At 56.2% G+C, this 21,784-nt stretch carries 21 protein-coding genes, 5 tRNA genes and 3 other RNA genes; 7 read left to right on the top strand and 22 right to left on the bottom strand.

Going from position 1 to position 21,784, the window contains the following annotated elements; all coding sequences use genetic code 11:
* Positions 1 to 239 precede the first annotated feature (239 nt).
* The 4 genes from galT (at position 240) to gpmA (ending at position 4,360) form a co-directional block, all read left to right on the top strand.
* On the top strand, positions 240 to 1,286 hold the full coding sequence (gene galT / locus ACVWZ0_RS07400) for a galactose-1-phosphate uridylyltransferase (protein WP_253454857.1): 1,047 nt from the start codon (positions 240 to 242) through the stop codon (positions 1,284 to 1,286).
* A gap of 2 nt (positions 1,287 to 1,288) precedes the next feature.
* Positions 1,289 to 2,437: a galactokinase gene (gene galK / locus ACVWZ0_RS07395; protein ID WP_253454858.1), complete on the top strand. Its 1,149-nt coding sequence runs from the start codon at positions 1,289 to 1,291 to the stop codon at positions 2,435 to 2,437.
* The gene (gene galM, locus ACVWZ0_RS07390; protein WP_253454859.1) at positions 2,431 to 3,462 is read left to right on the top strand and encodes a galactose-1-epimerase; all 1,032 of its coding nucleotides are present in this window, start codon (positions 2,431 to 2,433) and stop codon (positions 3,460 to 3,462) included. The genes galK and galM overlap by 7 nt, the downstream gene beginning before the upstream one ends.
* Before the next feature lie 145 nt (positions 3,463 to 3,607).
* Entirely contained in the window at positions 3,608 to 4,360 is a 753-nt protein-coding gene (gpmA, locus tag ACVWZ0_RS07385; protein ID WP_253454860.1) for a 2,3-diphosphoglycerate-dependent phosphoglycerate mutase, read from the top strand.
* A 56-nt stretch (positions 4,361 to 4,416) separates the two neighbouring features.
* Here the strand turns inward: gpmA and aroG are convergent, their stop codons facing one another.
* Positions 4,417 to 5,469 carry a 3-deoxy-7-phosphoheptulonate synthase AroG gene (gene aroG / locus ACVWZ0_RS07380; protein WP_253454861.1) on the bottom strand — a complete coding sequence of 351 codons (1,053 nt, stop codon included), beginning with the start codon at positions 5,467 to 5,469 and terminating at the stop codon, positions 4,417 to 4,419.
* A gap of 295 nt (positions 5,470 to 5,764) precedes the next feature.
* Between aroG and ACVWZ0_RS07375 the strand changes: the two genes are divergently transcribed.
* Together ACVWZ0_RS07375 and zitB are read left to right on the top strand one after the other, a co-directional pair.
* Positions 5,765 to 6,115, top strand: coding sequence for a YbgS-like family protein (locus tag ACVWZ0_RS07375; protein WP_253454862.1), 351 nt, complete (start codon positions 5,765 to 5,767; stop codon positions 6,113 to 6,115).
* A gap of 142 nt (positions 6,116 to 6,257) precedes the next feature.
* Positions 6,258 to 7,187: a CDF family zinc transporter ZitB gene (zitB, locus tag ACVWZ0_RS07370; protein WP_253454863.1), complete on the top strand. Its 930-nt coding sequence runs from the start codon at positions 6,258 to 6,260 to the stop codon at positions 7,185 to 7,187.
* Here the strand turns inward: zitB and pnuC are convergent, their stop codons facing one another.
* The 3 genes from pnuC to ACVWZ0_RS07355 form a co-directional block, all read right to left on the bottom strand.
* Entirely contained in the window at positions 7,188 to 7,895 is a 708-nt protein-coding gene (gene pnuC, locus ACVWZ0_RS07365) for a nicotinamide riboside transporter PnuC (protein WP_253454864.1), read from the bottom strand.
* Positions 7,896 to 7,923: 28 nt separating this feature from the next.
* The gene (gene nadA / locus ACVWZ0_RS07360) at positions 7,924 to 8,964 is read right to left on the bottom strand and encodes a quinolinate synthase NadA (RefSeq protein ID WP_253461066.1); all 1,041 of its coding nucleotides are present in this window, start codon (positions 8,962 to 8,964) and stop codon (positions 7,924 to 7,926) included.
* A 135-nt stretch (positions 8,965 to 9,099) separates the two neighbouring features.
* Positions 9,100 to 9,597, bottom strand: a complete 498-nt coding sequence (locus ACVWZ0_RS07355; protein ID WP_253454865.1) for a methylated-DNA--[protein]-cysteine S-methyltransferase — start codon at positions 9,595 to 9,597, stop codon at positions 9,100 to 9,102.
* Between the two features lie 167 nt (positions 9,598 to 9,764).
* On the opposite strand from ACVWZ0_RS07355, the gene ACVWZ0_RS07350 reads away from it, so the two are divergent.
* Positions 9,765 to 11,195, top strand: coding sequence for a DNA-3-methyladenine glycosylase 2 (locus ACVWZ0_RS07350; protein ID WP_253454866.1), 1,431 nt, complete (start codon positions 9,765 to 9,767; stop codon positions 11,193 to 11,195).
* Between the two features lie 211 nt (positions 11,196 to 11,406).
* Here the strand turns inward: ACVWZ0_RS07350 and ACVWZ0_RS07345 are convergent.
* From ACVWZ0_RS07345 to cydA, 18 genes are all read right to left on the bottom strand, one after another.
* Positions 11,407 to 11,531, bottom strand: a non-coding RNA gene (locus tag ACVWZ0_RS07345) — RtT sRNA.
* Between the two features lie 31 nt (positions 11,532 to 11,562).
* Positions 11,563 to 11,638 (bottom strand) — tRNA-Lys (locus ACVWZ0_RS07340).
* A 4-nt stretch (positions 11,639 to 11,642) separates the two neighbouring features.
* Positions 11,643 to 11,718, bottom strand: a tRNA-Val gene (locus tag ACVWZ0_RS07335).
* A 60-nt stretch (positions 11,719 to 11,778) separates the two neighbouring features.
* A non-coding RNA gene (locus ACVWZ0_RS07330) (RtT sRNA) lies at positions 11,779 to 11,902 on the bottom strand.
* A gap of 12 nt (positions 11,903 to 11,914) precedes the next feature.
* Positions 11,915 to 11,990, bottom strand: a tRNA-Lys gene (locus tag ACVWZ0_RS07325).
* A 57-nt stretch (positions 11,991 to 12,047) separates the two neighbouring features.
* Positions 12,048 to 12,123: transfer RNA gene (locus ACVWZ0_RS07320), tRNA-Lys, on the bottom strand.
* A gap of 32 nt (positions 12,124 to 12,155) precedes the next feature.
* A non-coding RNA gene (locus ACVWZ0_RS07315) (RtT sRNA) lies at positions 12,156 to 12,279 on the bottom strand.
* Positions 12,280 to 12,292: 13 nt separating this feature from the next.
* Positions 12,293 to 12,368: transfer RNA gene (locus ACVWZ0_RS07310), tRNA-Lys, on the bottom strand.
* A gap of 164 nt (positions 12,369 to 12,532) precedes the next feature.
* On the bottom strand, positions 12,533 to 13,321 hold the full coding sequence (gene cpoB / locus ACVWZ0_RS07305) for a cell division protein CpoB (protein WP_253454867.1): 789 nt from the start codon (positions 13,319 to 13,321) through the stop codon (positions 12,533 to 12,535).
* Between the two features lie 9 nt (positions 13,322 to 13,330).
* Positions 13,331 to 13,861, bottom strand: a complete 531-nt coding sequence (gene pal, locus ACVWZ0_RS07300) for a peptidoglycan-associated lipoprotein Pal (protein WP_253454868.1) — start codon at positions 13,859 to 13,861, stop codon at positions 13,331 to 13,333.
* Between the two features lie 42 nt (positions 13,862 to 13,903).
* Positions 13,904 to 15,196 carry a Tol-Pal system beta propeller repeat protein TolB gene (tolB, locus tag ACVWZ0_RS07295; protein WP_253454869.1) on the bottom strand — a complete coding sequence of 431 codons (1,293 nt, stop codon included), beginning with the start codon at positions 15,194 to 15,196 and terminating at the stop codon, positions 13,904 to 13,906.
* A 133-nt stretch (positions 15,197 to 15,329) separates the two neighbouring features.
* Positions 15,330 to 16,706 (bottom strand): cell envelope integrity protein TolA, encoded by a 1,377-nt coding sequence (tolA, locus tag ACVWZ0_RS07290; protein ID WP_253454870.1) that lies wholly within the window; start codon positions 16,704 to 16,706, stop codon positions 15,330 to 15,332.
* Between the two features lie 26 nt (positions 16,707 to 16,732).
* A complete protein-coding gene (gene tolR / locus ACVWZ0_RS07285) occupies positions 16,733 to 17,161 on the bottom strand; it encodes a colicin uptake protein TolR (protein WP_253454871.1) in 429 nt (142 codons plus the stop codon).
* A gap of 9 nt (positions 17,162 to 17,170) precedes the next feature.
* On the bottom strand, positions 17,171 to 17,848 hold the full coding sequence (gene tolQ, locus ACVWZ0_RS07280) for a Tol-Pal system protein TolQ (RefSeq protein WP_253454872.1): 678 nt from the start codon (positions 17,846 to 17,848) through the stop codon (positions 17,171 to 17,173).
* A gap of 5 nt (positions 17,849 to 17,853) precedes the next feature.
* Entirely contained in the window at positions 17,854 to 18,249 is a 396-nt protein-coding gene (ybgC, locus tag ACVWZ0_RS07275; protein ID WP_301289557.1) for a tol-pal system-associated acyl-CoA thioesterase, read from the bottom strand.
* 276 nt (positions 18,250 to 18,525) lie between these two features.
* A complete protein-coding gene (gene cydX / locus ACVWZ0_RS07270) occupies positions 18,526 to 18,621 on the bottom strand; it encodes a cytochrome bd-I oxidase subunit CydX (RefSeq protein ID WP_253454874.1) in 96 nt (31 codons plus the stop codon).
* A 15-nt stretch (positions 18,622 to 18,636) separates the two neighbouring features.
* Positions 18,637 to 19,776 carry a cytochrome d ubiquinol oxidase subunit II gene (gene cydB / locus ACVWZ0_RS07265; RefSeq protein ID WP_253454875.1) on the bottom strand — a complete coding sequence of 380 codons (1,140 nt, stop codon included), beginning with the start codon at positions 19,774 to 19,776 and terminating at the stop codon, positions 18,637 to 18,639.
* A 2-nt stretch (positions 19,777 to 19,778) separates the two neighbouring features.
* Complete coding sequence (gene cydA / locus ACVWZ0_RS07260) at positions 19,779 to 21,338, bottom strand: cytochrome ubiquinol oxidase subunit I (protein WP_253454876.1); 1,560 nt, start codon at positions 21,336 to 21,338, stop codon at positions 19,779 to 19,781.
* Between the last annotated feature and the right edge of the window lie 446 nt (positions 21,339 to 21,784).

The raw sequence follows: 21,784 nt of genomic DNA, 5'->3' as shown, positions 1-21,784 counted from the left end.
TTACTCGCCATAGATTTCCCCTGCCCTGTCGACAGGCGGCACGCCCCGTGTAACCGCTACCACTTTCAACCGTAGCGGGAAAGGAATTTATGGATTAAACAGCCGTGAAACCTGCCTCTTCGGAATTTTCATCTTGTGTAAACGATTCCATTTATTCACACTCGATCACGCTTTATCGTTCCGCGCTGTGCTATTTTTCTTTCAGGCTTGCAGGCATTACAAAGTAATCAGGACTCAATATGCAGAAATTTAATCCGGTCGATCATCCGCATCGCCGCTATAACCCACTGTCCGATCAGTGGATTCTGGTTTCTCCGCATCGTGCCAAACGCCCCTGGCAGGGCGCACAGGAGACGCCTTCTCAGGAGAAGCTGCCTGCGCACGATCCGGACTGCTTTCTTTGCCCCGGCAACACGCGCGTAACCGGCGATAAAAATCCCGATTACACCAGCACCTATGTGTTTACCAACGACTTTGCTGCGCTGATGACCGATACGCCGGACGCGCCGGAGAGCGACGACCTGCTGATGCGCTGCGAAAGCGCGCGCGGCACCAGCCGGGTGATCTGCTTTTCACCGGATCACAGCAAAACGCTGCCGGAGCTGTCGGTTTCCGCGCTGGAAGACGTGGTTCGCACCTGGCAAGAGCAGACTGCCGATCTGGGTCAGCACTACCCGTGGGTACAGGTGTTTGAGAACAAAGGCGCAGCGATGGGCTGCTCCAATCCGCATCCTCACGGCCAGGTGTGGGCCAACAGCTTCCTGCCTAACGAAGCCAAACGCGAGGACGATCTCCAGCGCGCTTATTTTGCGAAAAACCAGTCGCCGATGCTGGTGGATTACGCCAGCCGCGAGCTGAATGACGGCAGCCGCACGGTGGTGGAAACCGACCACTGGCTGGCCGTGGTGCCCTGGTGGGCCGCCTGGCCGTTCGAGACGCTGCTGCTGCCGAAAGCGCACGTCAAGCGCCTGACCGACTTAACGGACGCGCAGCGGGCCGATCTGGCCGTGGCGCTGAAAAAGCTGACCAGCCGCTATGACAACCTGTTCCAGTGCTCCTTCCCCTACTCTATGGGCTGGCACGGCGCGCCGTTCAACGACGACGCCAACGACCACTGGCAGCTTCACGCGCATTTTTACCCGCCGCTGCTGCGTTCCGCCACGGTGCGCAAGTTTATGGTTGGCTATGAAATGCTGGCCGAAACCCAACGTGATTTAACGGCGGAACAGGCGGCTGAACGGCTGCGTGCCGTCAGCGATATTCATTTCCGCGAGACCGGAGCATAACCATGAGTTTAAAAACCCTGACCCAACAGATTTTCAGCGAAAAATTTGGCTATGCCGCGCCGCAAACTATCCAGGCGCCGGGCCGCGTTAACCTGATTGGCGAGCACACCGACTATAACGATGGTTTTGTGCTGCCCTGCGCTATTGATTATCAGACCGTGATCGCCTGCGCCAAACGCGACGATCGCCAGGTACGCGTCATCGCCGCCGACTATGAAAATCAGGAAGATATTTTTTCGCTGGACGAGGCGATTACTCCGCATGACACGCAGATGTGGTCAAACTACGTGCGCGGCGTGGTCAAGCACCTGCAAAAACGCATTCCTGACTTCAACGGCGTGGATATGGTGATTGCAGGCAACGTGCCGCAGGGCGCGGGCCTCAGCTCTTCTGCCTCGCTGGAAGTGGCGGTCGGCACCGTGTTCCGTCATCTGTATGCGCTGCCGCTGGACGGCGCGCAGATTGCCGTAAACGGCCAGGAAGCGGAAAACCAGTTTGTCGGCTGTAACTGCGGCATCATGGATCAGCTGATCTCGGCGCTGGGCGAGAAAGATCATGCGATGCTGCTCGACTGCCGCACGCTGGGCACGCGTCCGGTGCCGATGCCGGAAGATATCGCAGTAGTGATCATCAACTCTAACTTCCGCCGTAACCTGGTGGGCAGTGAGTACAACACTCGCCGTCAGCAGTGCGAAGCGGGCGCAAAATTCTTTAACAAAAGTTCGCTGCGCGATGTCGATCTGGCGCAGTTTGCAGCGATGGAGCATGAGCTTGACCCGCTGGTCGCCAAACGCGTGCGCCACGTGCTGACCGAAAACGCCCGCACGCTGGAAGCGGCGGATGCGCTGGCGAAGGGCGATCTGGCGCGCATCGCCGTGCTGATGGCGGAATCTCACGCTTCCATGCGCGACGATTTTGAAATCACCGTGCCGCCAATCGATACCCTGGTAACCATTGTGAAAAACAGCCTGGGCGATCGCGGCGGCGTGCGCATGACCGGCGGCGGCTTTGGCGGCTGCGTGGTGGCGCTGATGCCGTTGGATCTGGTCGACAGCGTGAAAGCGGCCGTGGCGGAGCAGTACGAGGCGCAGTCCGGCATTAAAGAAACTTTCTACGTCTGCAAAGCCTCTGAAGGAGCGGGCCCATGCTGAGTCACTCGCATGCGCCAGACGGCCAGCCGTGGCGCATCACAACGCTGCGCAACGCGGGCGGCATGGTAGCGACCTTTATGGACTGGGGCGCCACCTGGCTTTCCGCGCGCGTGCCGATGAAAGACGGCAGCGTGCGCGAAGCGCTGCTGGGCTGTGCCACGCCGGCCGACTACCTTAATCAGACCGCCTATCTGGGCGCAACGGTTGGCCGCTACGCCAACCGTATCGCTAACGCCGCTATCAGTGCAGGCGAGCAGCGCTGGCAGCTGGCGGCCAATCAGGGGAAACATCAGCTGCACGGCGGGCCACAGGGCTTTCACGCCCGTCGCTGGCAGATCGTCAGCCAGACCGGCCAGGAAGTCGAATATCAGCTGGATTCCCCTGACGGCGATCAGGGCTATCCCGGCCATCTCCAGGTTACCCTGCGCTATCGGCTGGAAGAGGACAATACGCTCACGATCCGCTATCACGCCACGGTGGACCAGGCCTGTCCGGTTAATCTGACCAACCACGCCTATTTCAATCTGGATGCGCAGCACGGCGACGCGCGCCATCATCGCCTGCGCCTGCGTGCCGACCATTATTTGCCGGTCGACAGCGAAGGCATTCCCAACCGCCTGCTGACCGACGTCACCGATACCGGCTTTGATTTCAGAGAGATCAAAACGGTGGCGCAGGACTTCCTGCTGGATGACGATCAGCGCGCGGTCAAAGGCTACGATCACGCGTTTCTGCTGAACGGCGGTGACGATACGCAGCCGGACGCGGAGCTGTGGTCGGCCGACGGCAGGCTGAAGCTCAGCGTGTTTACCACCGCGCCTGCGCTACAGTTCTATTCAGGAAATTATCTGGAAGGCACCCCGGCTCGCGAGCAGGACGTCTATACTGCCTTTCAGGGCATTGCGCTGGAGAGCGAGTTTTTACCCGACTCGCCTAATCATCCGGAATGGCCGCAGCCCGACTGCTGGCTGCAGCCAGGTGAATCGTATCAGTCAGAAACGCGTTATCGCCTGACGCCGCTTTGATTAAGCGCATGAAAAACGTGCATCGCGCCTGCGGCAGGCTTACGTGGCGCGCAGATTTCCGCTATGGTAATGGCCAGTTAAAATTGCGTCGGCAATTTTCGCTTTCCGTTATCTTAGAAACGTCAGATTATTAAGGAGTTAAGCTATGGCTGTAACTAAGCTGGTTCTGGTACGTCACGGCGAAAGCCAGTGGAACAACGAAAACCGCTTTACCGGATGGTACGATGTCGATCTGTCCGATAAAGGGCGTACCGAAGCGAAAGCGGCGGGTCAGCTGCTGAAAAAAGAAGGCTTTACCTTCGATTTCGCTTATACCTCCGTGCTGAAACGTGCCATCCACACGCTGTGGAACATTCTTGACGAAGTGGATCAGGCCTGGCTGCCGGTTGAAAAATCCTGGCGTCTGAACGAGCGTCACTACGGTGCGCTGCAGGGTCTGGATAAAGCGGAAACCGCGCAGAAATATGGCGACGAGCAGGTTAAACAGTGGCGTCGCGGCTTTGCCGTCACGCCGCCGGAGCTGGATCGCGCTGACGAACGTTTCCCTGGCCACGACCCGCGCTACGCCGCGCTGACTGCCGAGCAGCTGCCGACTACCGAAAGCCTGGCGCTGACCATCGATCGCGTGCTGCCTTACTGGAACGAGTCTATTCTGCCGCGCATGAAGAAAGGCGAGAAAGTGATCATTGCTGCACACGGCAACTCGCTGCGCGCGCTGGTGAAATACCTGGACGACATGAGCGAAGAAGAGATCCTTGAGCTGAACATCCCAACCGGCGTGCCGCTGGTGTATGAGTTCGACGAAAACTTCAAGCCAATCAAGCACTACTATCTGGGCGATGCGGACGAGATCGCGGCTAAAGCCGCCGCCGTAGCGAATCAGGGTAAAGCGAAGTAAGAGCCAATAAAAAAATCCGCCGAAAGGCGGATTTTTTTATGTCGCGTACGGGAAACTTATCCGCGACGCGCTTTCACCGCCTCTGCCAGCTGGCGCAGCACGGTTTCAGTATCTTCCCAGCCGATGCAGCCATCGGTCACGCTCTTGCCGTAGACCAGCGGCTCGCCGCTTTCCAGGCTCTGATTGCCTTCAACCAGATGGCTCTCGATCATTACGCCGATAATCGCTTTTTCGCCGCCCGCAATCTGCTGCGCCACGTCGTCCGCCACGGTCAGCTGCTTTTTAAACTGCTTGCTGCTGTTGGCATGGCTGAAGTCGATCATAATTTGCGGCTCCAGGCCCGCTTTCGCCAGGCCTGTCTTCACTTCTTCCACATGCTGCGCGCTGTAGTTCGGCTCTTTGCCGCCGCGCAGAATGATATGGCAGTCGCCGTTGCCGCTGGTTTCCACAATGGCGGAGTGTCCATATTTGGTCACCGACAGGAAGCAGTGCGGCGCGCTGGCGGCATTGATCGCATCAATAGCCACTTTAATGGTGCCGTCGGTGCCGTTTTTGAAGCCGACCGGACAGGAAAGCCCGGAGGAAAGCTCGCGGTGCACCTGAGATTCGGTAGTGCGCGCGCCAATCGCGCCCCAGCTCATCAGATCGGCCACGTACTGCGGCGTGATCATATCCAGAAATTCGCCCGCCGCCGGCAGGCCGGTATCGTTGATGTCCACCAGCAGCTTGCGCGCAATGCGCAGACCGTCGTTGATCTGATAGCTGTTATCCATATGCGGATCGTTGATCAGCCCTTTCCAGCCAACCGTGGTGCGCGGTTTTTCAAAGTAAACGCGCATGACCACTTCCAGCGAGTCGCTCAGCTCTGCGCGCAGCTTCAGCAGACGGGCAGCATACTCCTTTGCGGCCTCGGTATCGTGAATTGAGCAAGGGCCGATCACCACCAGCAGGCGATCGTCATTTTTTTGCAGGATACGGTGAATGGCCTGGCGGGTATCAGCGACAGTTTTAACCGCCGTCTCCGTGGCAGGAAATTTTTCAAGCAGCGCAACGGGAGGTAAAAGTTCTTTTATTTCTTTAATTCTTAAGTCATCATTCTGATAATTCATAATATTTCCAGATAGTTACTGAGCCGTACTGCACACCAGGCGCATCCAGACCAATTTATCGCGTGAACCCCAGCCTGTAAATCGACTTTGCACAAATTATTATCAGTAGGAGTTGCCGTTTTCGCGCTTTTTACTACACTTTAACTTGTTAATACTTAAAAAAAACGCACAGGGATCGCCTGCTTTATCGCCGCGTATCGCTTGCGTAAGGAGAGGTTGCCTCTTCCACTTTATGCAAACCGCTTTTTTAGCAGGGTTTGGTTCGCCAAGACGCAAAAAAAATTAACGGAGTAAGATGATGAAAAAGTTTGCAATCGTTTTCCTGACAGCAGCAATGACTCTGGGTAGCGCTTCCGCCATGGCGGCGGGCAGCAACAACGGTACCGCTAACCAGGCGGCAGACGCCGGGGCCGCAGCGGGCAGCGCAAAACAGAATATTGCGCCGAACAACGTTGATAACAGCCATATCAATAATACCGGCGACGCCACTGCCGATACCACGCACAAAACGACCCATCACGCTAAAAAGAAAATGACCGCGGATGAGATCGATAAAAATACCCAGTGCAAAGACGGTAAATGTCCTGACATTAACCAGAAAGTAGGCCCGGGTACTGACAGAAAAACCGACGGCACCTCGCAGTAAGTTAGCCGCGGATGACAAAAGGAGAGCTGAGGCTCTCCTTTTTTTATTGGCCGCCCCAGCGCATTCACAATAAAAAAGCCCGTCACGGGCATGCTCCATTCCTTGTTATGATAAAGCAGGTTTATTGAAAAGATGGATACTTATGGCGCATTCGCATTCTCATAGCGGCGGAAACCGCAATCGTTTACTGGCCGCCTTTCTGGTCACGGCTGTTTTTATGGTCGCGGAAGTTGTTGGCGGCCTGCTTTCCGGCTCGCTGGCGCTGCTGGCCGATGCCGGACACATGCTCACGGACGCCGCCGCGCTGCTGATGGCGCTGCTGGCCGTGCAGTTCGCCAGCCGCAAGCCAAACGCACGCCACACTTTCGGTCTGCTGCGGCTGACTACGCTGGCCGCGTTTATCAATGCTATCGCTTTGATCGTGATTACCGCGCTGATCGTCTGGGAAGCCGTCCAGCGCTTTATGCATCCCGAACCCGTGGCCGGTGGCTTTATGCTGGGCATTGCCGTAGCGGGCCTGCTGGCGAACCTGCTCTCTTTCTGGCTACTGCATCACGGTAGTGAAGAGAAGAACATTAACGTTCGCGCCGCCGCGCTGCACGTGCTGGGCGATCTGCTGGGTTCCGTCGGCGCCATTGCTGCCGCGCTGATTATTATGTTTACCGGCTGGACGCCCATCGACCCGATCCTGTCGCTGCTGGTGGCGGTGCTGGTGCTGCGCAGCGCCTGGGCGCTGCTGAAAGAGAGTTTTCATGAACTGCTGGAAGGGACGCCGCCGCTGCTGGACGTGGAGAAGCTGAAGCGGGCGTTAACGCGTGATATTCCTGAGGTACGCAACGTGCACCACGTTCACCTGTGGCTGGTGGGCGAAAAGCCGGTGATCACGCTGCATACGCAGGTGATCCCGCCTTACGATCACGACGCCCTGCTGCACCGTATTCATGACTACCTGCACGAGCACTATCAGATCGAGCACGCCACGGTGCAGATGGAATACCAGAGCTGTGACGATGGCGACTGCGAGCTGTCATGGGGAAAAAGCGGGCACGACCATGCCCACCATCATCACTGATTAAGCCAGCGCCTGCCTGCGGGCGCTTTTAATCCAGAGCCACGAGCCGTTCAGCGCAATTAACGTCAGAATGGCATATTCCAGCGACATTGCATAAACCCCCTGACGAGCGAAGATCATCACGCTAATCACATCAATCACCACCCACAGCAGCCAGTTTTCGACATATTTCCGCGTCATTAAAATCATCGCCACCACCGACAGCACCAGCAGACAGGAATCCCAGAACGGGAAAGCGTCCGGCTGAAGCTGCGGCATCGCCACCGCTAGTCCCAGCGTCTGCATCAGCTTAACGGCGACTTCCGTCAGCCAGCCAAAAACCGGGTTGATATACAGGGTCATCAGGGCAATCGCCACCACGCTGAACAGCGCCCAGCCAAGGGCTTTTGGCAGGCCCAGCCAGCGAATTTGCAGCGCCTGCTGGTTGTCGGTGGTCTGCCGCGTCCATGCATACCAGCCGTAAACGTTAGCGCCGAAGAAAAAGAGCTGCAGCAGCAGGCTGGCATAAAGCTGGATCTGGAAAAAGATCGCCGCGAAGAGCGTGACGTTGATCAAACCAAAAACGTAGTTGATGTTTTTTTCAAGGCTGGCGAGCCAGATACAGAGCAAACCCGCCAGCGTGCCGATCGCTTCAATCCAGGAGAGGTCGTAGCCGCCCGCCCCTACAGGGATGTGAACCAGAATATTTTGCGTGCTGAAAAAATCCATATTGGCACCTTGTAGCTGAAAACGGGCGTTATTTTAATGATGCAGCAAAGGTTAGCATACGATCCAGCGGCCGTAACGCGCCTTCGCGCAGCGCCGCATCAACGTTAATTTCATGTTCGCTGCCGCCGTGCTCCAGCCCTTCTGCAATAGCCTGTAGCCCGTTCATCGCCATCCACGGACAGTGCGCGCAGGTGCGGCAGGTTGCGCCCTCGCCCGCCGTTGGCGCTTCCAGCAGCTCTTTGTCCGGGCAGGCCTGCTGCATTTTGTAAAAGATACCGCGATCGGTTGCCACAATCATTTGCCGCTGCGGCAGCGTTTTCGCCGCCTGAATCAGCTGGCTGGTTGAGCCTACTGCATCGGCCAGCTCGACAATGGCCTGCGGCGACTCAGGGTGCACCAGTACCGCCGCATCGGGATAGAGCGCTTTCATCCGCGCCAGCGCCTGGGTTTTGAATTCGTCATGGACGATACAGGCCCCTTGCCAGCACAGAATATCCGCGCCGGTCTGGCGGGTAACGTAGCGGCCAAGATGGCGATCCGGCGCCCAAATAATTTTTTCCCCCAGACCGTCAAGGTGTTCAATCAGTTCAACGGCGATGCTGGAGGTCACTACCCAGTCCGCGCGCGCTTTTACCGCTGCGGAAGTGTTGGCATACACGACAACGGTACGATCGGGATGCGCATCGCAAAACCGGGTGAATTCGTCAATCGGACAGCCCAAATCCAGCGAGCATTCCGCCTGAAGCGTCGGCATCAGAATGGTTTTTTCCGGGCTGAGTATTTTTGCGGTTTCGCCCATAAAACGTACGCCCGCCACCAGCAGCGTGGAGGCAGGATGCTGGCTGCCAAAGCGCGCCATCTCCAGCGAATCCGCCACGCAGCCGCCGGTCTCTTCCGCCAGCGCCTGGATTTCCGGATCGGTATAGTAATGCGCGACCATCACTGCATCGCGTTCTTTCAGCAGCCTTTTGATTTTGCTGCGATAAAATTGCTTTTCATCAGGCGTTAAGCGGGCAGGCTTAGGCGGAAAAGGATAGACAGCGGTTTCGGGATCGAACATCAGGCTCATCACACGGCTCTCGTTTTGTGCACTTAACCAGAGTGGCGGCCATAACGTTAGTTACGCGCTTATCCGCCCGGTTTGTTTTATATGCTAAACAAGATAGCCGAATCTTTCACCGCTGTCGCGGATTATTTGCTGCCCTTAACGAAGCTGGAAGTTATCCGTCGCCTCTAGCTTCAGTAAATAAGCCTTAACCTCAAGCCCACCGGCAAAACCGGTCAGCTTGCCGTTGGCGCCGATTACCCGATGGCAGGGCGCAATAATCGATACGGGATTTTTGCCGTTAGCCGCGCCTACCGCGCGTACTGCGGCTGGATGCCCAATCTCGCAGGCAATCTCCCGATAGCTGCGGGTTTCGCCAAAGGGGATCGCCACCAGCGCGGCCCAGACTTTTTTCTGAAATTCCGTGCCGACAAAATCAAGCGGCAGCGCGAACTGCCTGCGTTTGCCGGCAAAATATTCCGAAAGCTGGCGCGCCGTTTCCAGCAAAATCGGATGCGATCCTTCCCGCAACAGCTCGGGAAGTCGGTAACGCCTGGGATCTTCGTTTTCCCACAGTACGGCTGCAAGCCCTTTATCGCTGGCAATCAGTTTTAACGTGCCGACCGGCGACGGCATAAGCGTGTAAAAATGACTCATCTTATTTCCTCCTCCTCCGTGCTACGGACAGTAATTATCCGCGTAACGGCCCGAGTTGCCAGCCGTTTTCGGTCATCGATCTGAAATAGTTAGCTGTCCGAAAATGGCTGGCACGGCATCGAAAAGCGGCCTACTCTGCCAGACAGGTTGCCTGACGGGAAAAGATGATGATTGATGCAAAAATCGCGTACCTTGCGCTTACCTCGCGCGACAGCCGTTTCGATGGCGTGTTCTATGTAGGCGTGATCTCGACGGGGATTTACTGTCGCCCGGTCTGTCCCGTAAAGGCGCCGCTGGCGAAAAATTGTCTGTTCTTTGACAGCGCTGCCGCCGCCGAAAAAGCGCATTTCCGCCCTTGCCTGCGCTGTCGGCCTGAACTGGCACCCGGCAATGCGCCTATTGATAACGGCAGACGTATTGCGGACAGCCTTATCCAGCATATTGCCGAGGGCGTGCTGGAAGAAGACGCCAGTCTGGAAACGCTGGCGGCCCGTTATTCTGTCAGCCTGCGGCAGCTGCGGCGCATTGTACATAAAGAACTGGGCGTATCGCCGCTGGAGCTAAAGCAGACTCGCCGGCTGCTGCTGGCAAAACAGCTGCTGACTGAAACCGCGCTGCCGGTGACGGAAATTGCGCTGGCCAGCGGTTTTGCCAGCCTGCGCCGCTTCAACGATGCCTTTAGCAAGCGCTACCGGATGCCGCCCGGCCGCCTGCGCAAACAGATACCTGCGGATAGCGATACCTCGACGCTGTTACTGCATTACCGCCCCCCTTTTGACTGGGTGGCCCTGCTGGATTTTCTTCGCCTGCGCGCGCTAAAAGGCGTGGAAGCGGTCGATGACGTCAGCTATGCCCGTACGGTGCGTCTGGGCGCGCATCGGGGCTGGATCCGCGTCATCCACACAGGAAACTCGCTTCAGGTAACCTTTACGCATTCACTCGCGCCGGTTTTGTCTGCTTTGCTTCTGCGGCTGCGAAATTTATTCGATTTGGATGCGCATCCGCAGATCGTTGCGGAGCATCTTGGTCAGGATCCTTTATTGAGCGAAAGCCTGCTGAAAAACCCCGGCCTGCGCGTGCCTGGCGCTTTCGATAGCTTTGAAATGATGGTGCGGGCCGTACTGGGCCAGCAGATTACGGTAAAGGCAGCCACAACGCTTGGCGGGCGCTTTGCTGACGCTTTTGGCGAGGTTATTACCACATCTGTTCCCGGTCTGACGCATCTGTCGCCTGAGGCGTCTACAGTTGCGTGCAGCACGCCTGAAGCAATAGCCAGCCTTGGCATCGTACGTACGCGAGCCAGAACGCTGCTGGCGCTGGCAGATGCCTGCGCGCAAGGCATGCCAGAAACAGCCGCGCAGCCGGAGCTGATGATAGCCAGGCTGACCGCCTTGCCGGGCATCGGCGAGTGGACGGCACATTACATAGCTATGCGCGCCTTACGCTGGCCCGATGCGTTTCCGGCGGCGGATATCGTGGTGCGAAAAAATTTGGGTAGCGTGACGGCAAAAGAAGCGGAACGGCTGGCAGAAGCCTGGCGGCCGTGGCGCAGCTACGCGGTGATGCATATCTGGAAAAACCTGACGCCGCTGAAGTAGCACGGCAGTAGAGCGACCGGAACTGGGCATGTATGGACGCGCGAAACGAACCTGGGGGGCGGCGCGTCCGTGTTCCGAGCTGCCTCAGCCGCCATTCTCCGATCTTATCGCGACAGAATAATAATACTGCTGCTTCAGGCCAGTTAGCCAGGTTCGAACCCCGCCCGAATTACAAACGGCAAAAAGGCGCCTTTAGGGCGCCTTTCTACATTGGTGGGTCGTGCAGGATGACTCGGCTGAAGCCTCGCCCTTCGGGTCGTTGCCTGCGGCAACGCTGTCTCCCTTTGGTCGACTCGACCTGCGGCAGGTTCGAACCCCGCCCGAATTACAAACGGCAAAAAGGCGCCTTTAGGGCGCCTTTCTACATTGGTGGGTCGTGCAGGATTCGAACCTGCGACCAATTGATTAAAAGTCAACTGCTCTACCAACTGAGCTAACGACCCGAAGTGGTGGGTGATGACGGGCTCGAACCGCCGACCCCCTCCGTGTAAAGGAGATGCTCTACCAACTGAGCTAATCACCCACTTCGGTACTTCTCGTGAAAGTAATCCTTCACGTTTTACAGCGGTTACCATTTTAGTAATGGTGGGTCGTGCAGGATGACTCGGCGTTCCTCGGCCTGCTGGCCCGTTGCTTAACGCAACGTTGTTTCGCTTCGCTCAACCGAACCTGCTGCAGGTTCACATCCTTCACGTTTTACAGCGGTTACCATTTAGTAATGGTGGGTCGTGCAGGATTCGAACCTGCGACCAATTGATTAAAAGTCAACTGCTCTACCAACTGAGCTAACGACCCGCTGTGTACTGCCTGCCGCTTAATGTCTGTTTCTTGCATCAGATACCACTTAAAAAGTGGTGGGTCGTGCAGGATTCGAACCTGCGACCAATTGATTAAAAGTCAACTGCTCTACCAACTGAGCTAACGACCCGCATCATGCGGTACTGCTTACTACTTAATTAGTGGTGGGTCGTGCAGGATGACTCGGCGTCCCTCGGCCTGTCGGCCCGTTGCTTAACGCAACGTTGTTTCGCTTCGCTTAACCGAACCTGCTGCAGGTTCAAATCCTTCACGCTTACCTTTTGTCACTACTTAATTAGTGGTGGGTCGTGCAGGATTCGAACCTGCGACCAATTGATTAAAAGTCAACTGCTCTACCAACTGAGCTAACGACCCACTTTTACGCTGTCAGAATGTTTTAACATATGTCCCGGCAACGGCGGCATATATTACTGATTTACCGTTTCAGCGCAACCACTATTTTCAGATAACTTGTTCAACTGCCTGAGTTTCACCCGACCGGGCCATAAATTAGGCTAAACCCGTTCGTAAGCGGTTAATTACAGCGCAGCCGCACGTTTTTGCGCTTGTTTCGCCACGTCGGTGTTTGGATACTGTTTGATCACCTGCTGGTAGACGGCTTTCGCTTTCGCGCTGTCGCCCTTCTCCTGCATGATCACACCCACTTTATACAGCGCATCCGCGCTTTTCGGCGATTTAGGGTAATTTTTCACTACGGTGGCGAAATAGTAGGCCGCGTCGTCTTTTTTACCCTTGTTGTAATTCAGCTGTCCCAGCCAGTAGTTAGCATTCGGCTGGTAGGTTGAATCCGGATACTTCTTGATAAAAGCCTGGAACGCAGCGATAGCCTGCTCGTTCTGCTTTTTCTCCAATACCAGCGCCACAGCCGCGTTGTAGTCGCTGTTGGCGTCGCCACCCTGCGTCGGCGCAGCAGAAGCGCTGTCGCTGGCTGTAGCGCCTTCTGCGGCCGCTGCCGGAGCCGTAGCGCCTGAAGCCGCCTGAGGCTGCGCAGACGCGCCGCTGCTCAGCGTCTCTATCTGCTGATAGAGATTCTTCTGGCGTTCGGTGATCTGGTTAAGCTGATACTGGTTTTCCTGAATCTGACCACGCAGCGAGTCAATGTCACGCTGGTTGTCGGCAAGCTGCTGCTGGAATTGCTGAAGAAGCTGTGCCTGCGCGTTAGAGATACGCTCAAGCGAGGTGACGCGGTCTTCGACCGAGCCTGAACCTACGTTACTGATTGACGCCTGGGCATTAGCGGCCCAGGGGGCCGCTACGCCAACCAGTAACGACAGACCCAGCAAGTGAAGTCTGAAGTTACTAATCATATGATTCTCTTAGTATACCAGTACGGCACGACGGTTTTTGGCGTAAGCCGATTCGTCGTGGCCCAGTACGGCTGGCTTCTCTTTACCGTAAGAAACGATAGAGATCTGGTCAGCAGAAACGCCTTTGCCCTGCAGGTACATTTTAACGGCAGTAGCACGACGCTCGCCCAGGGCGATGTTGTACTCTGGCGTACCACGCTCATCCGCATGACCTTCTACAGTCACTTTGTAAGACGGGTTGTTACGCAGGAAAGTAGCGTGCGCGTCCAGCATCTGAGCGAACTCAGACTGGATGTCATACTTGTCCAGACCGAAGTACACGATGTTGTTGCGTTGCAGCTGCTGCATCTGCAGGCGCGCCTGCTCGTCGGAGGACATATTGCCGCCGTTCATGCCGCTGTTCATGCCGCCGTTTGCGTCATCGCCCATACCCATACCGCTGGTCTGGTCGTTGTTGTTGTTTTTGTGTGAGCTACATGCAGCCACTGCGATAACTGGCAGTGCCAGCATTAAGCCTTTCAGCACTTTATTCAGTTGCATTTCTACAATCCTATTATTGTTTGCCATACATATTTATATGCATCACAGATACGGCGACCAGGCAGGTGATTTTACCTGTCCATCAGTAGCCGGAAGACGCGCTTTGAAACGACCGTCGGTCGACACCAGCTGCAGTACGGATCCCATGCCTTGAGTAGCGCTGTAGATAACCATAGTGCCGTTTGGCGCGAGGCTCGGCGTTTCATCCAGGAACGTGTCCGTTAATTGTTGAACGGCTCCCGTTTCCAGATCTTGTCTGGCGATATGTTGCGCACCGCCGTTGGTGCTTACCATCACCAGAGATTTTCCATCGGTGCTGACATCGGCGTTCTGATTCTGAGAGCCTTCCCAGGTCAGACGCTGCGGCGCGCCGCCGTTTACACCAATTTTATAGATTTGTGGACGACCGGCCTGATCCGAGGTATAGGCCAGCGTCTGGCTGTCCGGGAACCAGGTAGGTTCAGTGCTGTTATAGCGGCCGTCGGTGATCTGACGCATCTGGCCTGAACCTAAGTCCATCACGTAAAGATTCATGCTGCCGGATTTCGACAGGGTGAACGCCAGCTTGCTGCCGTCAGGCGAGAACGCAGGCGCGCCGTTATGACGAGGGAAAGAAGCAACCTGGCGGATAGCGCCGTTGGCCAGCGTCTGGATCACCAGCGCCGATTTGCCGCTTTCAAAGGTCACATAGGCCAGCTTGCTGCCATCTTTCGACCAGGCCGGAGACATCAGCGGCTCAGGCGAACGGTGCACCACAAACTGGTTATAGCCGTCATAGTCGGATACGCGCAGCTCATACGGGAACTGGCCGCCGTTGGTCTGCACCACATAGGCGATACGGGTACGGAACGCGCCTTTGATGCCGGTCAGCTTTTCAAAGCTTTCATCGCTGGCCGTATGCGCCGCGTAGCGCAACCATTGTTTAGTCACCTTGTACTGATTCTGCGCCAGCACGGTGCCCGGATTACCGGAGGTATCCACCAGCTGATAAGAAACGGTATAGCTGCCGTCGGCGCCAGGCTGGATCTGCCCGACCACCACCGCATCAATACCCAGCGCGGTCCATGCAGCAGGCTGCACTTCCGCTGCGGTGCCTGGCTGCTGTGGCAGACGAGCGCGATCCAGCGGATTGAATTTGCCGCTGTTGCGTAAATCCGCCGCCACGATGCCGCCAATATCTTCCGGGGCTGCGCCCGGGCCAGCCCATTTAAACGGGACTACGCCGATAGGACGTGCGGTGTTAACGCCCTGGGTAATCTCGATGCGAACTTCTGCATGCGCCATAGCGACAAACAGCATCAGGAAACTTAGTGCTACTCGTAATGCCTGCTTCATCTTCTCTCCCTTACCTGAACGCTACGTCCACGATAATTAGCAGTGTTTCAACAAACCAATGGTGCATTTATAGAGTACGGCAAGTTGACCATAGTTCAACCTGCCGCGTCCTGGCATCTTCTTACAGCTAATCTTACGGTTTGAAGATTAACGTCGCCTCTTTCACCGCCTGATACACATCCGTGCTTGGCGGTTTTGGGATCCTCGCCATGCGGGCAGCGTTAATAGCCGCCTGACACAGCGCCGGATCGCCGCCTGCCGGGGTGGCCGAAATCAACAGCCCGTCCGGCGCCAGCTTGATATGCACGTTACAGGTGCGTCCTTTAAACGTATCCGCGTCATAAAACTTGCTCTGGATAGCGCTCTGTACCTGGCCAAGGTAGCTGTCGATAGCGGCGCCGGAGGCGCCCGATTTCTTCTGGTTGCCCTGCCCCGCCGCGCCCGCGCCGCCGGTTTTACCCTCTTTTGGCGCGTTTTTGCCGGAGGTCAGGCCGCCCAGCAGGTCGTCGACGTCGCTGCTCTCTTTAGCCGCTTCCGCCGCGGCTTTCTTCTTCGCATCGGCCGCCGCTTTCGCTTTTGCGGCTGCGTCCGCTTTGGCTTTTGCCGCCGCTTCGGCCTTCGCTTTCGCCGCCGCTTCGGCTTTCTCTTTTGCTTCCTCAGCCGCTTTTGCCTTCGCCGCCTCGGCCGCTTTTTCTTTGGCTTCTTTCGCCTGCTGCGCCGCTTTCTCTTTGGCTTCTTCGGCGGCTTTTTCTTTCGCCGCCTTCGCTTCGGCGGCAGCCTGGGCTTTCGCATCGGCCTGCGCTTTGGCTTTTGCCTCCTGCGCCGCTTTCACTTTAGCCGCCTGCGCCGCCGCGGCCGCTTTTTCTTCCGCTTCTTTTTTAGCATCCGCCGCGGCTTTTTTCGCTTCGGCTTCCGCTTTCTTCTGCGCGTCCGCCGCGGCTTTCGCCTGCGTATCGGCCTGCGCTTTGGCATCCGCCTGGGCTTTGGCTTTCGCTTCTGCTGTCGCGGCCGCTTTGGCATCCGCCTGGGCTTTGGCTTTCGCCTCTGCCTGCGCCGCGGCCTGCTGCTCGGCCGCCTGCTTCGCCGCTTCCTCAGCTTTTTGCTGTTCTGCGGCCTGCTTCGCGGCCTCTTCCGCTTTCTTCTGTTCCGCCGCCTGCGCCGCTTCCTGCTTCGCCTCCAGCCGCTCTTTTTCCAGCGCTTTCAGACGCTGCTGTTCCGCAGCCTGCTTCTGCTGTAGCTCTTCCGCCTGCTGCTTCGCCTGCTTTTGACGCTGCTGCTCGGCGCGCTGGCTGTCGCTCTGCTGATTCTGCTGGCGGTTGTACTGCTCGACGATAGCGCCAGGATCCACCATGACGGCATCAATGTCGCTACCCCCGCCGCCGCCGCTGCTGGCGTCGATATGTTCGTCAAACGAGCTCCAGATCAGTAACGCAATCAGAAAGATATGCAGGATCACTGAAATGATGATGGCGCGTTTTAACTTATCGTTCTGTTCGGTTACCTTCGACACTTTCGATTCCCAAAAACGGTCCGAAATTAAATCGGCTGCGTCATTAATCCAACCGACTTCACGCCCGCCTGATGCAGCAGGTTCAGCGCCTTGATGATCTCATCGTAAGGCACCTCTTTCGCGCCGCCGATCAGAAACACCGTCTTCGGATTCGCTTCGATACGGCGCTGCGCTTCAGCGACGACCTGCTCCGGCGGCAGCTGTTCCATGCGATCGTGATCGACCACCAGGGTGTATTGTCCCACGCCCGCCACTTCAACAATCACCGGCGGATTATCGTCGCTGGACACCGTTTTGGAATCCGTGGCGTCCGGCAGATCCACCTCTACGCTCTGGGTGATAATCGGCGCCGTCGCCATAAAGATCAGCAGCAGTACCAGCAGAACGTCGAGCAGCGGAACAATATTGATTTCGGACTTCAGGTCGCGTTTACGGCGACCGTGCGTTCTGGCCATAGGTCACTCCTACCTGCTGTTCTCGCTGGAGAAAGCCTGACGGTGCAGAATAGCGGTGAACTCTTCCATAAAGTTATCGTAATTCTGCTCCAGCTTGTTCACGCGCTGGTTGAGGCGGTTATACGCCATAACTGCCGGAATAGCGGCAAACAGACCGATAGCGGTCGCGATCAGCGCTTCGGCAATCCCCGGCGCCACCATCTGCAGCGTGGCCTGTTTTACCGCGCCCAGCGCGATAAAGGCGTGCATGATGCCCCAGACCGTACCGAACAGGCCGATGTAAGGACTGATCGAGCCAACCGTGCCCAGGAAAGGAATATGGTTTTCCAGCGCTTCCAGCTCACGGTTCAGCGAGATGCGCATGGCGCGCGTTGCGCCTTCCACCACCGCTTCCGGCGCGTGGTTGTTGGCACGATGCAACCGGGCGAACTCTTTAAAGCCGGCATAGAAAATTTGTTCAGATCCGGCCAGCTCATCACGGCGCGCCTGGCTTTCCTGATACAGGCGCGACAGCTCAATGCCCGACCAGAATTTGTCTTCAAACGCGTCGGCTTCACGGCCCGCCGCATTCAGAATACGGGTGCGCTGAATAATGATTGCCCAGGAGGCAACAGAAAAGCCAATCAAAATCAACATGATAAGTTTGACCAGAAGGCTCGCCTTCAGGAACAAATCAAGAACGTTCATGTCAGTCACTGCTTGAACTCCGCGACAATAGACTTGGGAAGCGCAATGGGCTTCATCAGATGTGGATTGATGCAGGCGATCAGGACTTCGGCTTCATTCAGCGTCCGGCCTTCTGCATTAACAATACGTTGTGCGAATGTCATGGTCGTTCTGGTCATGTTGACGACCTCGCTCTGCACCTCAAGAAGTTCATCAAGACGCGCGGCGGCCAGGTAATCAACCGTGAGACGACGCACGACAAAACCGACCTGCTGTTCCAGCAGCGTCTGTTGACTGAAATGGTGCTGGCGCAGCATCTCGGTTCGTGCCCGTTCATAAAAAGCGACATAGCTGGCATGGTAAACCACGCCACCGGCGTCGGTGTCTTCATAGTAGACACGCACCGGCCATCGAAAAAGCATTGTACTCACTCTACATCCCGGTATAACTTTTTAAACGTTGCTACTATACGCAAGAGCATACGCCTTTGGAATGGATTGCCAGAGGCTAAACAAAATAATTATCTTCCGGAAACAATTATGTGGATTTAGGGAGAAATCTTAAACGTTTACTGACATAACCCAGGGCTGAAAAAAGCCGGGTTAACGGCGGAGAGCAGCGGCGACGAGCAGGAAAAACGGACCGGCGAACCGATCCGTTATTATCCCGCTTTTATTACGGCAGGCAGTAAAATTCTTTTATGCGCGCTTATCGAGATGTTCGATAGCCAGCGCGGTAATCACCCCGATGGCGCAGGCCAGCAGCGTGCCGAGGATCCAGGCAAAATACCACATCGTTCTGCTCCTTAATCAGTAAAGGGAATGCGTGTTGGCTTCTATCTGCGCGCGCGTGATGCGGCCAAACATTTTGTAGTAGCACCAGCTGGTGTAAATCAGAATAAGCGGCACAAAGATCGCGGCCGTAACGGTCATGATTTTCAGCGTCAGCAGGCTGGAAGTGGCGTCCCACATGGTCAGGCTATGGTTCATCATGCTGCTGGAAGGCATCACAAACGGGAACATCGCCACGCCCGCCGTCAGGATCACGCAGGCTACCGTCAGCGAAGAGCAAAGAAACGCCCAGCCGCCTTTATTCATCCGTGAACAGATAACGGTAAACAGCGGTAGCAGCACGCCCAGCGCCGGGATAATCCACAGCAGCGGCTGATGGGTAAAGTTTACCAGCCAGCCGCCCGCTACGCGGGTCACTTCTTTCGCCAGCGGATTGGAAGCCGCATTGTGATCCAGCGTGGACACCAGCTGATAGCCTTCAATGCCGTACTTCACCCAAATACCGGCCAGCACGAAGCCCGCCATCATCACCAGCGTGGCGATCTGCGCGATCGTTTTGGATCTGAGATACAGCTCACCCGTGGTGCGCATTTGTAGGTAAGTGGCGCCCTGAGTCAGGATCATGGTGACGCTGACCACGCCTGCCAGCAGCGCAAACGGGTTCAGCAGCTGGAAGAAGCTGCCGGTGTAGAACAGACGCAGATATTCATCGGCATAGAAAGGCACGCCCTGTAACAGATTGCCAAACGCCACGCCAATAACCAGCGGCGGCACAAAGCTGCCGATAAAAATGCCCCAGTCCCACATGCCGCGCCAGCGCGGATTTTCTATTTTGGAGCGGTAGTCGAATCCTACCGGCCGGAAAAACAGCGAGGCCAGCACCAGCATCATCGCCACATAAAAGCCGGAAAAGGCGGCGGCGTAGACCATCGGCCAGGCGGCAAACAGCGCGCCGCCTGCGGTGATAAGCCATACCTGATTGCCGTCCCAGTGCGGCGCGATGGTGTTGATCATAATACGGCGCTCAACGTCGTTGCGGCCAATCAGACGGCCAAGCATCCCAACGCCCATATCAAACCCGTCGGTAACCGCGAAGCCGATCAGCAGCACGCCAATCAGTACCCACCAGACGAAACGCAACAGTTCATAGGTGATCATGGTTAAACTCCTGTTCCGGTGGCCTGTTCAAAGTGATAACGCCCTGTTTTCAGGCTGCTTGGCCCGCGCCTGCCGAACTTAAACATCAGGTACATCTCGGCAAGCAAAAACAGCGTGTAAAGCCCGCAGATAAGCAGCAGCGAAAACAGGATTTGACCCGTGGTCAGCGATGAGTTGGCAACGGCCGTCGGCAGCACTTCGCCAATCGCCCACGGCTGGCGGCCATATTCGGCAACAAACCAGCCGGCTTCCGCCGCAATCCACGGCAGCGGGATGCCGTACAGCGCGCATTTCAGCAGGAAGCGGCTTTGACCAATGCGGTTACAGATGACGCTCCAGAAACAGCAGAGGGTAACCAGCAGCATCAGCACGCCGCACGCCACCATGATGCGGAAAGCGAAATAGAGCGGCGCGACGCGTGGGATGGAATCCTGCGTGGCCTGACGGATCTGCGCCTCGCTGGCGTCGGCTACGTTCGGCGTATAGCGTTTCAGCAGCAGCCCGTAACCCAAATCCTGCTTCGCCTGGTTAAAGGCGGCGCGCACTGCCGGATCGCTGTTGCCTTCCCGTAGCTGTTCCAGCAGCTGGTAAGCGCGCATCCCGTTGCGGATGCGGATCTCATGCTGCGCCATCAGATCTTTGATGCCGGTAACCTGTTGATCCACAGAGCGGGTAGCGATCAGGCCCAGCGCCCAGGGGATCTGAATGGCGTAGCGGTTTTGCTGCGCCTGCTGATCGGGCAGGCCGAACAGCGTAAAGGCCGCCGGCGCGGGCTGCGTTTCCCATTCCGCTTCGATAGCGGCAAGCTTGGTTTTCTGCACGTCGCCGACCACATAGCCCGACTCGTCGCCCAGCAGGATCACGGCCAGAACGGCTGCCATGCCGAAGCTGGCGGCAATAGCGAAAGAGCGCTTAGCAAAAGCGATATCGCGACCGCGCAGCAGATAGAAGGCGCTGATGCCCATAATGAACATGGCGCCGCAGGTGTAGCCTGCCGCAACGGTATGCACAAATTTGACCTGCGCCACCGGATTGAGGATCAGTTCGGAAAAGCTGACCATCTCCATGCGCATGGTTTCAAAATTGAATTCTGAGCCGACGGGATTCTGCATCCAGCCGTTCGCCACCAGGATCCATAGCGCCGACAGGTTAGAGCCTAACGCCAGCAGCCAGGTGCACGTCAGGTGCTGCACTTTACTCAGCCGATCCCAGCCGAAAAAGAACATGCCGACAAAGGTGGATTCAAGGAAAAAAGCCATCAGGCCTTCAATAGCCAGCGGCGCCCCGAATATATCGCCGACGTAATGGGAATAATAAGACCAGTTGGTGCCGAACTGGAATTCCATCGTCAGGCCGGTGGCCACGCCAAGCGCAAAGTTAATACCGAAGAGTTTCCCCCAGAATTTCGTCATATCTTTATAGATTTGTTTGCCTGACAGCACATAAACCGTTTCCATTATTGCCAGCAAAAACGCCATTCCCAGCGTTAAAGGGACAAACAGAAAATGGTACATCGCCGTTAGCGCAAACTGTAAACGCGACAGTTCGACCACATCTAACATGTTGACTCCTTGCTCCGTGCTCAGTTTTGTCCATGCGCCGGGCGGCCAGCGTATGGCGCAACAGGATCGCTCCTCATCGGGGTGACGTAACCCTGTAGGTAAGTGAATAATGTTAATGAGAAAAAATCAGCCGGCCCGCGCCGTTGCTGTTTTTTCAGGATAGCGATCGGGAAAATTTGCGATCGACACAGGAAGTCCCTTTTTATAATTAAAAGCGTAAAGCTGATTTTTTGACGCAGAGCAATTTAATCCCAAAGCTGATTTTTAGCCAGCCTCCGAAGCGTAAATAACTTGCGTTTCTTTGATCGCGATTAATTAATTGCGATAAAGTAAATATGAAAGGGATTATTTTAACAAAGAGGATTATTTAATTTAATTAATATTCAATACAGAAAACAATTTTGTAATATTAACCGGCGGGGTTAATTTTATCGCGTTATTTTACA

It is taken from the genome of Erwinia sp. TECH1 (assembly GCF_054057575.1).
Note: the sequence above shows the minus strand (reverse complement) of the source record. Positions and strands in the feature narration are given on the sequence as shown.